General features: G+C 57.8%; 14 protein-coding genes. 1 reads left to right on the plus strand and 13 read right to left on the minus strand.

Annotation, left to right across the window (positions count from 1 at the left end):
* Window positions 1-182: 182 nt before the first annotated feature.
* From ABDK06_RS11520 to ABDK06_RS11565, 10 genes are all read right to left on the minus strand, one after another.
* Entirely contained in the window at window positions 183-503 is a 321-nt protein-coding gene (locus ABDK06_RS11520) for a hypothetical protein (protein WP_394941166.1), read from the minus strand.
* 44 nt (window positions 504-547) lie between these two features.
* Window positions 548-946 carry a hypothetical protein gene (locus tag ABDK06_RS11525; RefSeq protein WP_394941167.1) on the minus strand — a complete coding sequence of 133 codons (399 nt, stop codon included), beginning with the start codon at window positions 944-946 and terminating at the stop codon, window positions 548-550.
* Window positions 947-1,007: 61 nt separating this feature from the next.
* The gene (locus ABDK06_RS11530; RefSeq protein ID WP_394941168.1) at window positions 1,008-1,409 is read right to left on the minus strand and encodes a hypothetical protein; all 402 of its coding nucleotides are present in this window, start codon (window positions 1,407-1,409) and stop codon (window positions 1,008-1,010) included.
* Between the two features lie 199 nt (window positions 1,410-1,608).
* A complete protein-coding gene (locus tag ABDK06_RS11535; RefSeq protein ID WP_394941169.1) occupies window positions 1,609-4,917 on the minus strand; it encodes a hypothetical protein in 3,309 nt (1,102 codons plus the stop codon).
* A gap of 52 nt (window positions 4,918-4,969) precedes the next feature.
* Window positions 4,970-5,206: a hypothetical protein gene (locus tag ABDK06_RS11540; protein WP_394941170.1), complete on the minus strand. Its 237-nt coding sequence runs from the start codon at window positions 5,204-5,206 to the stop codon at window positions 4,970-4,972.
* Window positions 5,207-5,270: 64 nt separating this feature from the next.
* Entirely contained in the window at window positions 5,271-7,142 is a 1,872-nt protein-coding gene (locus ABDK06_RS11545) for a phage/plasmid primase, P4 family (protein WP_394941171.1), read from the minus strand.
* A gap of 904 nt (window positions 7,143-8,046) precedes the next feature.
* Window positions 8,047-8,655: a hypothetical protein gene (locus ABDK06_RS11550; protein WP_394941172.1), complete on the minus strand. Its 609-nt coding sequence runs from the start codon at window positions 8,653-8,655 to the stop codon at window positions 8,047-8,049.
* A gap of 224 nt (window positions 8,656-8,879) precedes the next feature.
* Window positions 8,880-9,323 (minus strand): hypothetical protein, encoded by a 444-nt coding sequence (locus ABDK06_RS11555; RefSeq protein ID WP_394941173.1) that lies wholly within the window; start codon window positions 9,321-9,323, stop codon window positions 8,880-8,882.
* Window positions 9,324-9,491: 168 nt separating this feature from the next.
* Window positions 9,492-10,325 carry a CPBP family intramembrane glutamic endopeptidase gene (locus ABDK06_RS11560; RefSeq protein ID WP_394941174.1) on the minus strand — a complete coding sequence of 278 codons (834 nt, stop codon included), beginning with the start codon at window positions 10,323-10,325 and terminating at the stop codon, window positions 9,492-9,494.
* Window positions 10,325-12,172 (minus strand): DHH family phosphoesterase, encoded by a 1,848-nt coding sequence (locus tag ABDK06_RS11565; RefSeq protein WP_394941175.1) that lies wholly within the window; start codon window positions 12,170-12,172, stop codon window positions 10,325-10,327. Before ABDK06_RS11565 ends, ABDK06_RS11560 begins: the two co-directional genes overlap by 1 nt.
* A gap of 153 nt (window positions 12,173-12,325) precedes the next feature.
* Between ABDK06_RS11565 and ABDK06_RS11570 the strand changes: the two genes are divergently transcribed.
* Entirely contained in the window at window positions 12,326-12,664 is a 339-nt protein-coding gene (locus ABDK06_RS11570; RefSeq protein ID WP_394941176.1) for an Lsr2 dimerization domain-containing protein, read from the plus strand.
* 82 nt (window positions 12,665-12,746) lie between these two features.
* Here the strand turns inward: ABDK06_RS11570 and ABDK06_RS11575 are convergent, their stop codons facing one another.
* The 3 genes from ABDK06_RS11575 to ABDK06_RS11585 form a co-directional block, all read right to left on the minus strand.
* Window positions 12,747-13,073, minus strand: a complete 327-nt coding sequence (locus ABDK06_RS11575; RefSeq protein ID WP_394941177.1) for a hypothetical protein — start codon at window positions 13,071-13,073, stop codon at window positions 12,747-12,749.
* 253 nt (window positions 13,074-13,326) lie between these two features.
* Window positions 13,327-13,842, minus strand: coding sequence for a phosphatase domain-containing protein (locus ABDK06_RS11580; RefSeq protein ID WP_394941178.1), 516 nt, complete (start codon window positions 13,840-13,842; stop codon window positions 13,327-13,329).
* 1 nt (window position 13,843) lies between these two features.
* Window positions 13,844-14,161, minus strand: coding sequence for a hypothetical protein (locus ABDK06_RS11585; protein ID WP_394941179.1), 318 nt, complete (start codon window positions 14,159-14,161; stop codon window positions 13,844-13,846).
* Window positions 14,162-14,169 lie beyond the last annotated feature (8 nt).

Raw genomic sequence — 14,169 nt, forward strand, 5'->3', positions numbered from 1 at the left:
CCGGCGGAGGGGTCGGCGGTACAGGAGGTGCACCAGTTGTGGTTGTGACAGTCATAAGCGATGTGAGCAACGCAGCAATGCTGCGCCGCCCTCTCCTTTCGTGATAATCGGATGCGCAGCGTTGTGATGTTGTTGAGTGCTCAAGGACGCGACAGTGCAGAGGTGGTGACGGAGGCGCTGTGTCAGCCCGCCATCAGCCACAAGCCGACGCCGATCATAACGACTGCGGCGAGTATGATCTCAACGATCACTGCGGTAGAAAGCGGCTTCTTCTGCTGGTCTTCATGCGGTGATCTGATCTGTGTAGAGTTCTTCTTGGGCCAGGACATGTCGCCTGTGCTCCTTCGGTTGTAGGTACGGGACAGACTCAGCACCGTCAGACATTGAGGGTCTGCCTTGGGCAGCGAGATCTTCGCTTCAGCGGCTGTTGTCCAGGAACGAAGTTGCTTGATCTCCTCGACCAATCGCTGGTTCAGCACCTTGAAGTCGGCAATCGTTGTCACGACATCGGGTGAGCAGGTCGCACTCAACGGGGTTTTCGCGGATATCAGCCATCTGCAGCGTCGCTTTCTTCTTGATTTCGGCGAGGATGCCCGGAGTCCAGCTCTTTGTATCGGCACCAGAGACGACCATTCTCATGATCGGCACTCAAGCGGCAGCCCATGTCGTCATTCTGTTCTTCGTCCCAGATCGCCTCGCAATATTGGCGCGACAGGCGTGTTGCCGGGTCTCCGGAGGCCGATGACTCAGCCGCCTTCGCGACCGCGTAGGCGAGAATTACCCACCAGCTGGCGAGGTCGCGAGGGAATTGGGCAAGCCAGGTGCGTTCGGCCCCAGCCTCTGCGCCGCGGCGATGACGCATCAGGGCGTACTCCACGATCATCTGGGCTTGGAGGTCGCCGTGGCCGAGCTGGACAGCCATCCGGCATTCAGCTGCGACGTCCACTCGGTCCAGGTTCACACGGGGATGAGCTCAGGTCGCGTCTAACTCTCCTTATCGTTTGGGCTCAGGCGTCGTCAACGCCGGTTTCGTTTTCGTCGTAGCCGTCGTCACTGATGAGGCCTTCGAGCATGTCGATGGAGACCCAGCGCTTTGCGCGGTTGCCAAACAGGGACTCACCTTCCTCGGCGTCTTCGACGATGAGCCCGGCCTTGACGAGCTCACGCAGCCGGGTGCGGATGCCGGAGTCGGAGGCGCGCGGGGTGCCCTCTTCGAAGGCGAGCAGGCAGCGGTACCTGTTGATCAGCTCGTCGTGCGTGAGTGGGCCGTGTTCGCGGACGAGCTTTAGAACCACGGGGCGGACCTTGGACGCGCCGAGCGCGGCCTTCATCGCCGCCTCATATGAGGTGTCGGGGTCGTCAGCGCGTACGGCGAGGGATGTGGGGCTTTCGATTGTTACAGTAGACATGGTCAGTGCTCCTTTGTGATTTCAATAAGTGATTATTCCGAGTCGCAGTTGAATTGTTTTTTCGCTGCCATTCCATAAGCAATTTGATTGTTTATTGAATGGCAGTGATATGTGGTGGAGGCGTGCAAAAGGTCGGTCGGAATACTCCGACCGACCTTTTGGTGCCCACCCCTGGGGCGACATGTTGCTGATCTGCAGATCAGGCGACGTTCATCCAGTTTTTGGTGAATGTCTCGCTGAGTATTCGCGTGTACACCTCGAGGTCGAACGAGCGGATAAGCCCGACTAGCCTCGAGATATCCATGGAGTGCAGATCTTCGTTACAGATGACCATCGACCACGAGGGGTCAACGCCGTTGATTCGACGCGTCGTCACGTCTTGGTCCTCGGGAATGAGACGCATCTTCTGGTTTTGCGCATATGCCCAGCTGTCAGATGCCCAGCCGTGGTGAGCCAAGATCGATTTGGCGATCTCATCTCTTACAGGCGACTCGGCGTTCTCGCGCCGCTTTGCCTGGACGGCCGGTGCGACCTTCCACGCACCAGCGTTGTGCAGGCTCACGGCCTCCTTCGCGCCAGTCTGTACAACGAAGGCTCTGTTGACCATCTGCAACGGTCGAGGATTGACGATCGCTGCAGACTCGTTGCTGCTTTCCTGATCGCCGAGCGGCATAGGATCGGCGGCGAATGGGTAGGTGATCGAACCCTGGGAGGCTGTGACCATGGTCTGAAACATCAACGCGGTGCGCACGGGGTTCTCCGGATCGCTGGCCTCTTCGATGAGCTTGCGTCCCAGTACTGCATCGAAAGGCTCAGACAGTGCACTTTCCCCCCTGGCTGCCGTGACGGCCTGCAGGTATCTGGCCAGAGCGTGATCGATGACCGCGGGGTGGGCCAGGGCCTTGTCGGGCCGGGGGCCGGCATGACAGGCGAGCGTGCCGCCACCGGCACTGTGAATCTCCCACTGTGCAACGGGCAGATCCTCGGATGCGCCGCGCGGCGGCAGCAGCTCGAGACGGTTGTTCGAGTCCTTGCTGATCAGGAACATCGTCTCAGGCTCAATGTCGACTCTGATGAGCTCGGCCTGCTCGGCCAGAACACGATTGTTGATCTTTGGGTCGAGAATCGAGTAAAGACCGTCCGTGTTCGTGCTGATGATTCGAGCGCCGGCCAGCGTCTGGGCTTGGCCGATTCGCCAGGAGAAAAGCTGTCCGATGATCCGCATCGAGATGATCACGTTGTTCATCCGAATAGGCGTTTTGTGCGAGGCATCACCAGCACCTGATGCCGCGTTGAGGATGAGCTTCGTACCGTTCCGGAGGGTGTTGAGCCGGGTCTTGCGCTCAGCGGAGATACCGGGTTGCTTCATTTCCTTTCCGTAGTGCTCCTTGCTGAAGAAGATCGTCGCATAGCGGTCCTCCCCCAGTTCCGGGTTCCAGAATGCACGCATGTTGCGTAGCAAGTTCGGGTAGTAGCTGGTGAAGTCCTCGTGCGTAACCAACCCAGCCGAAGTGTGTGAATACCTCGGGTGGAGTTTCGTGGACGCATCAGTCTTCTTGGCGGGGAATAGTTCAGGTGCTGGTTTCGCTGGTTCCGTCCGATACTCGGCCGCGGTGACAGTGCTCCTGGCCAGCACGTGCTTGCCGGAGATCACTCGCACACCGCCGGGGCTCCTACTGTCGGCGAACACCACGTCGAGTGCTTGGGCGTCGGGGCGCTGCGTTGCCAGAAGAATTGCAGCATCCGGCACCTGGGCTTGAGCCCGTGCAAGTTGCTCGACCTGTTCTTGATTGTCCTTCTTGGCTTTGCGGTATTTCACCTTCTCCGGGTCGGACCCCAACAGCACCAGGCGCTTATCGACAAAGGTACTGTCGGGCAGAGTAAGTAGGTTGTGCTGGCGCTTTGCCTCGGCGACGAAGTCTTTGGCATCGGGGTAGAACAGTTTGGCTATCTCGAGCACGGAGGCACCCTCAAGGTGCGCTGCGGAGTCCCGATCGAAGGTCGCGATATCTGCTTCAGCACCGTGAATGCCGCCGGTGGAGAATGTCACGAAGCACGAAGAAGGCCTGCCATCCAAATGAAAGTACGGCAAGTTGTTCGGTGCCTTCGGAATCTCTTCAAGCACCTGAGCAGGTTGGCCGTATCGTTCAGCATATTCTTCGGAGTTGTTGAAGTTCTGACCCTCGATCAAGCGGTAGTACGCAACGATCTGCATGAAGTCGGCGTATGCCTTGGCCTGGGCGGTGTTGGTCGCCCGTTCGGGTGCGACCTGCTCTTCGAAGAAGCTCACGCACTCGTCGAGAACGTTGACCGGCTCAATATTCAGTTCTTTGGCGACTTCGGGATGCGGATAGTTGAATGAAACAGTCTTGATGTCGTTCAGTGCCGTGAACGGGGCAAGGATTCTACCCACGAACTTCGCCGAGGACGAGTCGATGGCGAGGCGGTCGCGGCGCACGGTCTGTCTCCTCGTAAAGACGGTCTCGGAGTACTGCGCCAGCAAACCAGCCTTTAGATCGAAGGCGCTTGAGTATGTCGGGTGCCGGAAAAGCTGGGCAAGACCAAGGCAGTCGGCGACGTTATAGGCCAACAGCTCATAGAGCTCCTCAACGGTGGTAATCACTGCATCGTGGCCCAGCTTCTCGGATTCCTTGATCTGGCGTCCGAGCATACCGAGGAGGCGCTTGAGTGCGACTTTCGATTGCAGTTCGTTGAGCCGACTGACGTCGAGGTGGCGACCTGAGTGGAGCATGGCACGCCGAATCTTCGCAGCGGAACTCTCCCAGCCGATGTAGCGCGGCATGTAGTCGATGTTCTTTTCGTCGAAAAGCATGTCGTTGTGAGCCCGCAGCGTTTTCGCTGTGACCGGCTGGAATACCAGACGCTGAGCGAGGACCTGCGCCAGAAGCGCCTCGGCGTCAACAATTTGCTGCGAAGTCCGAGCGAAACTCCGGACCTGCTGTGCCTCGGTTAGGCGCTGGCGGTGTCCGACGATGTCGGAGAAGACTTCGGCGAGATATAGAGCAAGCATCGTGGTGTCGTAATTGAGCGAGTTGTAACCGGCTAGGAACGGATGCTGTGTTACCGGGTCGAAGTCTGAATCTGTGTCACAGACGGGACGGAGATCCCGGGGGAATGAGGACTCCTGATTATGGTCGCAGACCTGTTCGGCGTCTGAGAGTCCGATGAGCTGGGCAAGTCGGAGGTTGCCCTGGATGGTGTGCAGATCATGCAACGAGACGTCAACCGGCGGTAGGCCCGGATTGCCGGCGCGGATCGCGGCGACGAGTGCATGGGGATCGAGAGTCTGGATCAGCGCTGCGTCATCGACAAGATAGAACACTTCGAGCTTATCTACGGTCTCGCCGGGGTGAGGCGTGTAGGCGACGACGCTGAACACATTCGACAGTGACTCAATGTCGTAGAAGCTGAAGAGCGATGAGTCAGCAGTGATGGGTCTGAGCACACGAGGCTTTGGTTTGGTGCCGGCGGCGGTGATAGCAGGCATAGGTCTCTCGTTTCGTTTCAAGGGGTCGGGTGCGCTGGTGAATACCTGTGCATTATGGGTTGTGGTCTCGCAGGCCGCGCCGATTTGGGGCGTCCATGCGATAACGTGCTTCGGCGAGCAGGCGGGACTTCTCGGTTTGATCCGGCTCAACCTGCGATCGGACGATCAGGTTAGTCACCCGCTGCTGCTTCGCGGTCTCGGCTTGGCTGTCGACCATCTGGCCCTGCTCCTCAGCGAGACGAAGCAGGGCTGTAGCGACGGACTGGATGGCTGTAATCAATCGGGACATGGCGGAAACGACCTCCTGGTCGGTGATGCGGATGGGTGAGTCTGGCATGCCAGAGGTTCGTTAGTCATCCGTTGAGACAAGACGCCGCAGGTACCGTGGTGCCACCGAGCGGGACAATGCGCAGCAAGCCTCGATAATTCGGCTTGAGCAGAGGGATGCCGAGTTTTGCCGGTTCCGTTCCGGTATAGCCGGGTGTATACCAATCCTTCAATTCGTACTCGGCGATGAGCGGCTCGGAGACAGCCATCTTGGTGCCAGGGCGAAGCGTGCGGGACTTGTCATTGCAATGCCACAACGGGTCGTTCTGCACAATGCCGAACAGGTCGGTGATGAACTGCTGGCGGCCGACGAGCTTGCCTGAGGGTGAAACGCGCGTGAACCACACCCGGTACAGGTCGTAGAGGAAGAAGAACGGTAGCAGGTCCCAAACGAATAGTTCACGGAACTCGTTCCAGAAAGCGCGGACGGGGTCGTTCGTCTCCTTGTATTCGGCGAGCAGGACCTGTGTGCCAGGCGGCTCGGAAAGCTCGTAATAGCTCCCAGGCAATGCGGCTCCGGCACAATTGATGACATACCAGAGTACATACTCGAGAACCTCGCGGCGCTTGAGGAAGTCGTTCTTGATGTAGCGCTTCTCAGTTCCCGTGAAGCTCTTCGTGAACGGCAGGATCAGTTGCCGGCGATACAAAGATTCAGACTTGTCTTTGAACTTCGGCAGGTCGTTGACGCACTGGATCATGAAGCCGTGGAACTCGAAGGCTATGGGGACCCTGTGCTTCCGGTTGATCTGCAAGGTGTCGTTGGTGACGACGGTCTTGTAGTTGCCAGCCTCTTCGACGAAAATCCCCACCGGGTTCTCGTCGACAATAATCGCGTTGGACTTGATGAGAGGCTCGAGCGCGAACTCCTTGCCGAAGTCCTTGATCGGGATCGAAGTGTGCGCGCCGGACCCAAGTAGGTTCCGGCCCAGCGAGCACAGTGTGCCCTTGCCATTGTTGCCCTGCTCGGAGTGGAACCATGCAGTTTTGTTCCAGTTGACATGCGGCCGCACGAGCGCACCCAGGACTTCCCAGGTGAGGGCTGCCAGGCCGGCGTTCCTGGCATTGAATTCTGTATCGCCCTCCGTGTAGAAGAGGTTTTGGATCCACTCGCCTACTTCCCATTCACCGTCGGCGGAGTCGGGATACGGGATTCTGACCTTCGGTGCGTTCTCTACATAGTCGACAGCACTTTTGACGGTAAAGACCAGCGCAGCATCGAACGGGTGGACCTTTTTCGGTTCGAAGTGGAACCGCTTACCGCCGATTGTGGTGTCTAAGGGCTCTGCGCCATAGTAGACGATGCCGTTGTTGGCTGCGATGAGATCGCGGTGGGAGTTCAGGTACACCCGCGGAGCGTCCTCGCGCAGCACGGCGACGACCTCCCTGAAGTCATTGGTCGTGAGCTGGGTGTTGTAACGCCGGGCTGTGGTCCGCAAATCGTCTTCGCTGGCGGTATAGATGCCGCGGCTCGGACCTTGATTGATGTACATGGCGAGCATGTCGTATTCGCGGTCAGTGTTGGCATCAGTAGGAGCGATACGCACGACGTGGTGCAGGCGTAAGAGAACCTGCGAGACCTGCCAGGTCGAGAGGTGCCTCGGGATTGGGTATGCACCGTCGGCCTTGGGGATCTTGAGGTTCTCGTTTGTCACGATCCCGTAGCAAGAGGCAAGAAGCTCCTGCTCGAGCTGTCGAGGTGCCGGCGGTGCAGAAAGATCCAAACTCGCAAGGTATTCGTCGGTTACATGGGTGACGATAAGATTCTGCGGGGCTGCAACAGCGCCTCCGCCGGGGCGGTTGTCAAAGAAATCGAGAAGATCAACCTGGAGGTCGGCAAAGGACCGCACAACTTTCGCCGGGGCCCGAGAGCCGTCAGTCATGCCAGGAATGCTCATGCGTGTCTCTTTCCGTCTTGCGGAGAGTCGCACCGGCGGCGGTTGTGGGAAGCCGAGGGGACTCGTATTTGAATGGAATGTGTGATGCAAGCCTATGGCAATTCAATCATTTATTACAAATCATTCAGAATGAATCTACTTACGAGTCGATAGATCGACCTGTATCAATAGAATGATGCATAGGGTGAACTGCCTATCCGGCGGAACAGCTGCAGAAGCTTGTTTACATCGAGACCTCTGTAGCGGAGTGGCGAAGCAGCAATGGACAGCACAGAGGTTCACCCGTGGGCGGCGTGAGCCGCCCGAAGCGAATGTTTCAATTCGAATGAGCCGTTGTCGCAGGAGAGGTGGGCTGCGATGGTGGCGGGCCCTCTGTTGCCCGTTTGGATCGAAGTATGTATCAAAACGCCTGATACATACTGTTTTGCCTGGTCAGACAGGGTTTTTGCTGGGTCATGAAGCGAGTCTGTAACAAACCGATGTGAAGGTTTGATACACCTGTTTTACCTAGTCAGACAGGGTTTTTAGGGGCTTGTATCATTGGTATCAAAATAAATGAGGTTATACATATGAGATCCCTCCTTGATTCTCCCTGTGGCTTGCCCATTTTGGATCGGTTGTGGTATACCGCACACCCGTGCACGCATGGAAATTAAACCGCTGATTCTTGATACGTTTGATACAAGGGGCGTTTTTCTTTGGCTAACCTGGGGAAATACCTGCATCAAGGCCTTGATGCAGGTATTTGTACTCTCTGGTCCGACTCTTAGTCGCGACTTGGGAAACCACGTGTATCACAGCGGGTGCACTGTTTTGATACAGACCCTGATACACAAGCATCAGACGCGGACGGGCAAAGTATCCAACGAATCATCGGATCTGGTCTAGTTGGGGCTGATGGGTGTTATTCGGAGGCGTCCGCGCGTTCTCCCGGCTTGTTGATCAGAGTTAGCATACCGGCAGTCACGAGCGCTAAGCCCGCAAGGCTGAGGAAGACCGAGCCGAACGACGGGCCGATCGCAACGAAGTTTCCTAAGCCATCGAGTAGTGCGCTGAGGCCGACGCATCCTGCACTAATACCAGCAGCCAACCGCAGACACGTGTTGCTGGGCTTTACTAAGTAGTTCAGCAGGCCTGTGAGGATCGAGAGGACGAGCAGGATTTTTCCGTCCGAACCAGCATCTATGTAGCTGAGCCCGTAGCCGTGGAACGAGGCGATTGGGAGGTAGAGCCCCATAATCGCGACCAGTGCGGCGATCGGGATGGTCTTGGGCGCATAACGCTTGATCAGGGCCAGTGGGCCGCCAACCTCGCGGGTCTGTGCGTCGATCCGCTTCCGTGCCGAGCGCGCGGTATTCTTGACGGCCGGTGCTATGTGGGCATTGAGGTAGTCCTTGGCACCTGTGGCGAAATTGCTGGACTCATCGACGAGCTGCTTGGATACCCGGTGCATCTGGTTGCCAGCGTCATGGATCTGCTCGGACTGGGGTTGGTCGGAGTCGTTGGTACTCATGATTCAAAGTCGCTTTCGATAGGAAGTTTCAATGGTGGTTTCAGCTTGTGAAGTGACCTTTCACTCTGCTAGTGTTTCATGTGTGTGATAGGCGATTTTAGTAGTCGTCCCGGTGTTTGCCGAATGGAAACGTAAAAACAGAAGGACCAGAGCGACACTCCCCGTGGGAAGGGAAAGCTCTGGTCCTTCTGCGTATCCTCTGTGGGTGCTGAATGCGATGCGGTTCACTGTACGGATAGCACAGCGGCTGTCTCGGGCGAGAACTGCAGCTTCGTGAGGTCCAGCTGGTATTCCGGATACGGGGAATCGGGATTCTGAGTACCAGAGCCAGTCTGCAAGATCATGTACATGATGGTGTAGATGACCTTGAAGTTCTGGTTGGTGCGAATGTAGTCCTCGATTTTATTGACATTGGTCTCGCAAAAGCCCTCGACTATGCGCATCTTATTCTGGAAGCGGTCCAGCTTATGCTTGGCGTTGCGCTGGGCTTCGTCAAAGGTCAGGCCGTGGGCAGAGATACGGAAGACGTGGGCGTAGCCGATGTCGAAGGTCGGGAAGAACTTTGCACTCGGGAAGGCCAGCCGGGATTTCGCCCGGAGGGTCGCCAGTAAGTCAGGGGTCTTGATCTGACCGTTGTCGGTGTATGTGATGCGTTCGATGACGGCCATGATGATCAACTCCTTTACTGTTGTCTGTGTTTCCAGGGGCCCCCTTGAGCACCTCTTTCAGCCACTCCCGGTGACCGGTATACCCCGGTCACCCGGGCACAAGTAACCCGGACGTCGCCCCAGGCTGTGCTGGGCAACGTCCGGGTTTACTCCTGCTCTTCCGTCGAGCTACTCCGCCTCAACCCCTGCTGGCGGTTCACCGGGCAAATCGGCGAACTCGGCGAACAGGACCTGACGGGTCAATAGCACAAAGAGGGCCGCCCAGGCTGCGCTGAAGAGTCCGATGCACGGTGGTGTCGACATCGTCTGGATTGCCGGCTGCGGAAACATCATGGCGGCAAAGTTATAGGCCAGGTGTAATACTGCACAGGGCCAGATCCTGTGTGTCCGTTCTGCGACCAGCGCGAGCAAGAGCCCTAGGGGAATCACGGCCACAGCCTGAACAGCATTGCCGTGCATGGCGGCAAATAGCAATGAGCTGAACATTGCGGCAACCACAACCCCCACCTTCTTGCGCAGTATCGGGTACAGGATGCCGCGGAATAGTGTTTCCTCGACGACCGGGGCGACGAGCAGAGAAACCAACAGACTCAGCACGAAGCCTGATGACTGCTGAGTTTGGACATGCTGGTCAAATCCCGTTGAACCGAGATGCGCGTAGATCCATGCTGCGGCTGCCTGTCCGGCCAGGAACATCAGCACCGCAGTGAATACCGTCCAAGGCCAGAACAGAGGTGTGGCAGTCGCCGGTAGGACCTCGTGTTTGAAGCTTAGCCACGTGGACCGGAGCAGACGCGCGCTGCCGAATATGATCATGACGACCACGCCCGCGATCGTGCCCGCGAGGACCGGGCTGGTAACCCAGGTTGAGCAGAGCAACACGAGAACGAGGTAGCCACCGAGCACCACGACCGGGACGAGTAGGCACCATCTGGTGCCCACCATCCCCCGGCGCAGCACTGCTCCCCAGCCATCCTCCTGGGAACGTATCGTGTTCGACATCAGATTGACCTTTCGATAATGGCCTGGAGGCGTGTCTCCCCCAGGAACACGTTGAGTTGCAGTTTTGCGAGGAAGCGTGTCGGCTGGGCCGTCGTGTCCTCTGCAATCTTGGTGAGCCGCTTGAACTGTGCTTCGGCGGCATTCCACCACAGGCATGCGAGACCAGTTGCCGTGGTGAGTCTCAGGTGCTGTTTCTGGGAGCCGATCGCCTTTACTGCGAACCCGTCAAGCACGATCTCGACGACAGGTTCGGTGAACTCGTGTCCGAAAGGTCGGAGAGTCTCGACCCGGCGCACGAGCTCGACCAGCGGTTCCGTGTCGTCGAGCGGAGCATCGCAATCAGATGCAGCGCCGAGCACAAGGTCACCGGTCGGGCGCATCGTATCACCGGCGGTAAGCATCGCGACTCGAGTGCTCTCCTCGAGAATTGAGACAAGCTGCTCGAGAGCCTGCGCCGAACGCAGCTTTACTCCACAGGCCTGCTGGTGACCGATTGCGTACAGTTCGTCGTAGCCGTCGAGTGTGGTGATGATGTCGAACCATCCGGGAGCACGACCGGAGCCGCTGACAGGCTCCTCCGGAGTCGTTGGCCGGTTCACCACCACGACCGGGTGACCGAGCTGCTCCATCATCTGGTTGGCGAGCAGACCGTACATGCCACCTGGGGCTGCCGAGAAGTACACCCAAGGTGCCAATGGCTGGTCGCCATTAACAAGCTCCGCCAGGTACAGGGTGGTGAGCTCCTTGCGGCGTTCATTGTTCTCAATGATCCGATGCATAGCCGCAAGCCGCTCAGTAATGTTCGGTGCGGTGAACACTGCAAAGCAGTCGTCGATCGGGTATCCAGTACGCCGCGGGCTGTTCATTGCCGGCGCGAGATAGAAGCCATAGAACCCTTCGTTCACACTGTCGATGTCGCGGATTTTACCTGTCTGGGCGAATGCTTTCAGGAGCACGGCGAAACCCTCGAGTGCAGCGACGTAAGCTGGGTCGTGGTCCTCGGTGGCAAGTAGTTGCAAGAGCATCGCCCGAGGAATGTCGATAGCATCGGGGTCTGAGTCCAGTCCTCCCCAGAGGTTCGGGATCGTCTTTGGCGCGGAGACGTGCAGCAGCCGTGCGATCGAAAGCGAGTCGCGCACAAGCCGCCGGTTCTCAAAGAGCACCGGCATGACATCGGAGACGGTTCCGAGGCCTGCAAACAGACGCAGCAATCGGATCGCCCAGAGCTTGAAGGGTTGATGGGTCGCAGCGTAGGCCTCGAGGATTTGATAAAGCACGTGCGCTCCACATATCCCGCGCAGCGCGTAGGTCTCGTCTAGCCGACAGGGGTCGACGGTGATATCGGCCTGGCTTCCTGGTTCGAGCTCTTGATGATGGTCAGTGACGAGGGTCTGCCAGCCGAGCATCCGTGCCGCACCAATGCCGGAGTGAGAGTTCACACCTCCGTCGCAGGTGAGCAGTGCGGTGGTGTCTGGGAAGCGTGTATTGATCTCGGTGATGTCTTCAGGCGTCAAGTCATGACCCCGCCTGTAGTCGGGGATATGGAGGTTGACGTTGAAGCCGAGCTCCTTGAGACCTGCGTAGCCGAGCACCCCTGAGGAGATGCCGTCCATGTCGAAGTCTGGGGCGATCGTGATTGTGCCCTCACTGCGGAGGATCTCCTCGAGTGCTGCCACCATCGTGTCGAGGTCTTTGAGCACCGCGTGCTCGCTGGAGTCGATCGCGATAAGGTACTCCTCACTCCAACCCCGGCGCTGGCAGAGTAAGTCGAACAGGTCCGCCGCGGTTTCAGTTTCATCGGCTCGCCACTGGCGCGCAGCGTTGGGCAGAGTGGTTTTCGTGTTCATGGTGTCCTTAGCTGGTCACAGTGGTACAACGCTGCGTTTTTCACAGCATTTAGTAGTCAAATATGCTGACACAGCAGATCTTATAGTCATTTGTGAGGCTTTGCAGTCGAATGGGCTTTCCAATGGACTATTCGATGAGTTAACCTCAGTGGTATGGCAACAAAAAAAGTAATCGAATCGGACCTTAGTGGTCGACGGGATGCCGAGCGAGTCACCTTTGGATTCGGTGATAAGTGGTACGAAGTCGATCTGACAGATGACGAGCGACAGGCGCTCGAGGCGGCATTGGAATCGTATGTCGCTGTCAGTCGGGAGACGATACCGGAGCCACGGCAGCCACGGAAGACGGTTCCTACAATGACTCCGGCGGAACGTGTAGCGATCCGCGCATGGGGTCTTGAGAATGGTTTCCACTTCTCTCCGTACGGTCGCATTCCCAATGAGCTTCAGGCCGCTTACGACAAGGCACATGGCATTACACGCACCATATAGTCATCGGCGGCTCGCCTAATTCTCATTTCAAGAGCCCCAATGCCGGTTTAGCAGCGGAGCTCTTTTTGTTGTGCTTGGGGTGTCAGAAGCGTGAGAGCGATGATTGGATCACATTCACGGTTTCAAGTCCGGCTCGAATGACCTGCGTTCGGCAGTGAATGGTGCCATGCGAGAAGTGTCCCGGGATGTGCGGCATGAGCTGTTCGTGGCGGGACCACGTGCACTTGGAATCTCGACACAGATCGAGGAACGTCATGCAGAGCACTTCACTTCCCCAACACAGAAGGTCAACAGCTAGATCGACAATCTGCTGTTTGAGCAGAATGTCGGCCATTTTGCCGTGCATGGTCCAGTCGGCGGGGACGGTCAGTACGTCGAAGCGTTCACTCCTGAAGAGGCGCTCTACCATGGCATCAGCACCGTTGCGAGCAGCCCCCTAGCTTAGTAGCGGCTTGGTCATGCTCGTCGACCCAACTGCGAGCTCCAGTCATGAGGAGGACGTGTGAATACTTGGCCGTCAGGTCGGTCTGGGGGCTCCGTTCTGATCAGATTGCGTCAATAGCTGCGCTGTGCAGAGAGCGACGAGCCACTGCTGGTTGTTCTCGTCGGCGCTCTACACCGGCAAGTCTTGGAGCTTCGTCTATATAGAAACTTGCTGGACGTTAGAAGATCTTCTTCTTAGTTGATGTGTCGGTAGCGGTCTCGGTGTCCGGCTCGGACCACCCGGGGACAACAGTGACGGGAATACCTTCGGCCTCCCAGAGCGCGATCACACCGGGGTTGTCATCGATAGCAGCGGTCACGATGAATCCAGCGGCCCTGATGGCCGCGAGGATGTCGGCTTTGACCAGGTCATCCCGTCGGTCATCGGCGTCTGCTCGCATCAGCAGGAAATCGTATGATATCTCCCATTTACGAAGCCACTGCCTGGTCAGGTATTCCCAACGCCGCTTGCGGGCCGTCACTACGAACACTACCTTTCCGGCAGCAAGATGTTCGTGCACCCAGTTCAAGGTGTCCGGGATCGGAGGACAGAGCGCGGAGGCTTTGTGGAACTTCTCGAAGTTCCGGCGCTTTGGGTCATTGAGCAGGTAGTGCCGGATTCCTGAGACATCGCAGAGCGTGCCGTCGACGTCGACGATGACGCCTTCTTTGAGTTCGGTTAATGTGTCCGTCATCTTAGCGAGCCGTTCGTGCATCAGCAGCGCCGTCACGGGTGAGGACGAACTCGCCGTCTTCGGCATGCAGCACAACGCGCAGGTCCCGCCCCTCGCATAGCGGCGTGACGTGCATCGTGTATTTCCCGTCTTCGCGCTCGATGTAGGCGACCGCTGTGGTCTCCCCCGCGTCATCGTTGAAGTCGACCTTGCCGAAGTTCTCGACCGGTGTGGTGTCAGCGACGGTCGTGCCATAGGGCAACCAATTGCGCGGTTCGAGGCGGACTCCGGTGTCGTAGGGGCTCAGCGAAGGCTGGGTGGTGCTCTGGTGGGCGGTCATGCGGATAG

It is taken from the genome of Psychromicrobium ferritrahens (assembly GCF_043789415.1).
Classification (GTDB): Bacteria; Actinomycetota; Actinomycetes; order Actinomycetales; family Micrococcaceae; genus Renibacterium.

Excerpts from the sequence above, each read along its gene's own strand:
- ABDK06_RS11550 (WP_394941172.1), bottom strand. The coding sequence starts at position 8,655 with ATGAGTACCAACGACTCCGACCAACCCCAGTCCGAGCAGATCCATGAC.
- ABDK06_RS11570 (WP_394941176.1), top strand. The coding sequence starts at position 12,326 with ATGGCAACAAAAAAAGTAATCGAATCGGACCTTAGTGGTCGACGGGAT.
- ABDK06_RS11535 (WP_394941169.1), bottom strand. The coding sequence starts at position 4,917 with ATGCCTGCTATCACCGCCGCCGGCACCAAACCAAAGCCTCGTGTGCTC.
- ABDK06_RS11545 (WP_394941171.1), bottom strand. The coding sequence starts at position 7,142 with ATGAGCATTCCTGGCATGACTGACGGCTCTCGGGCCCCGGCGAAAGTT.
- ABDK06_RS11575 (WP_394941177.1), bottom strand. The coding sequence starts at position 13,073 with ATGGTAGAGCGCCTCTTCAGGAGTGAACGCTTCGACGTACTGACCGTC.
- ABDK06_RS11585 (WP_394941179.1), bottom strand. The coding sequence starts at position 14,161 with ATGACCGCCCACCAGAGCACCACCCAGCCTTCGCTGAGCCCCTACGAC.
- ABDK06_RS11580 (WP_394941178.1), bottom strand. The coding sequence starts at position 13,842 with ATGACGGACACATTAACCGAACTCAAAGAAGGCGTCATCGTCGACGTC.
- ABDK06_RS11565 (WP_394941175.1), bottom strand. The coding sequence starts at position 12,172 with ATGAACACGAAAACCACTCTGCCCAACGCTGCGCGCCAGTGGCGAGCC.
- ABDK06_RS11530 (WP_394941168.1), bottom strand. The coding sequence starts at position 1,409 with ATGTCTACTGTAACAATCGAAAGCCCCACATCCCTCGCCGTACGCGCT.
- ABDK06_RS11555 (WP_394941173.1), bottom strand. The coding sequence starts at position 9,323 with ATGGCCGTCATCGAACGCATCACATACACCGACAACGGTCAGATCAAG.
- ABDK06_RS11540 (WP_394941170.1), bottom strand. The coding sequence starts at position 5,206 with ATGTCCCGATTGATTACAGCCATCCAGTCCGTCGCTACAGCCCTGCTT.
- ABDK06_RS11560 (WP_394941174.1), bottom strand. The coding sequence starts at position 10,325 with ATGTCGAACACGATACGTTCCCAGGAGGATGGCTGGGGAGCAGTGCTG.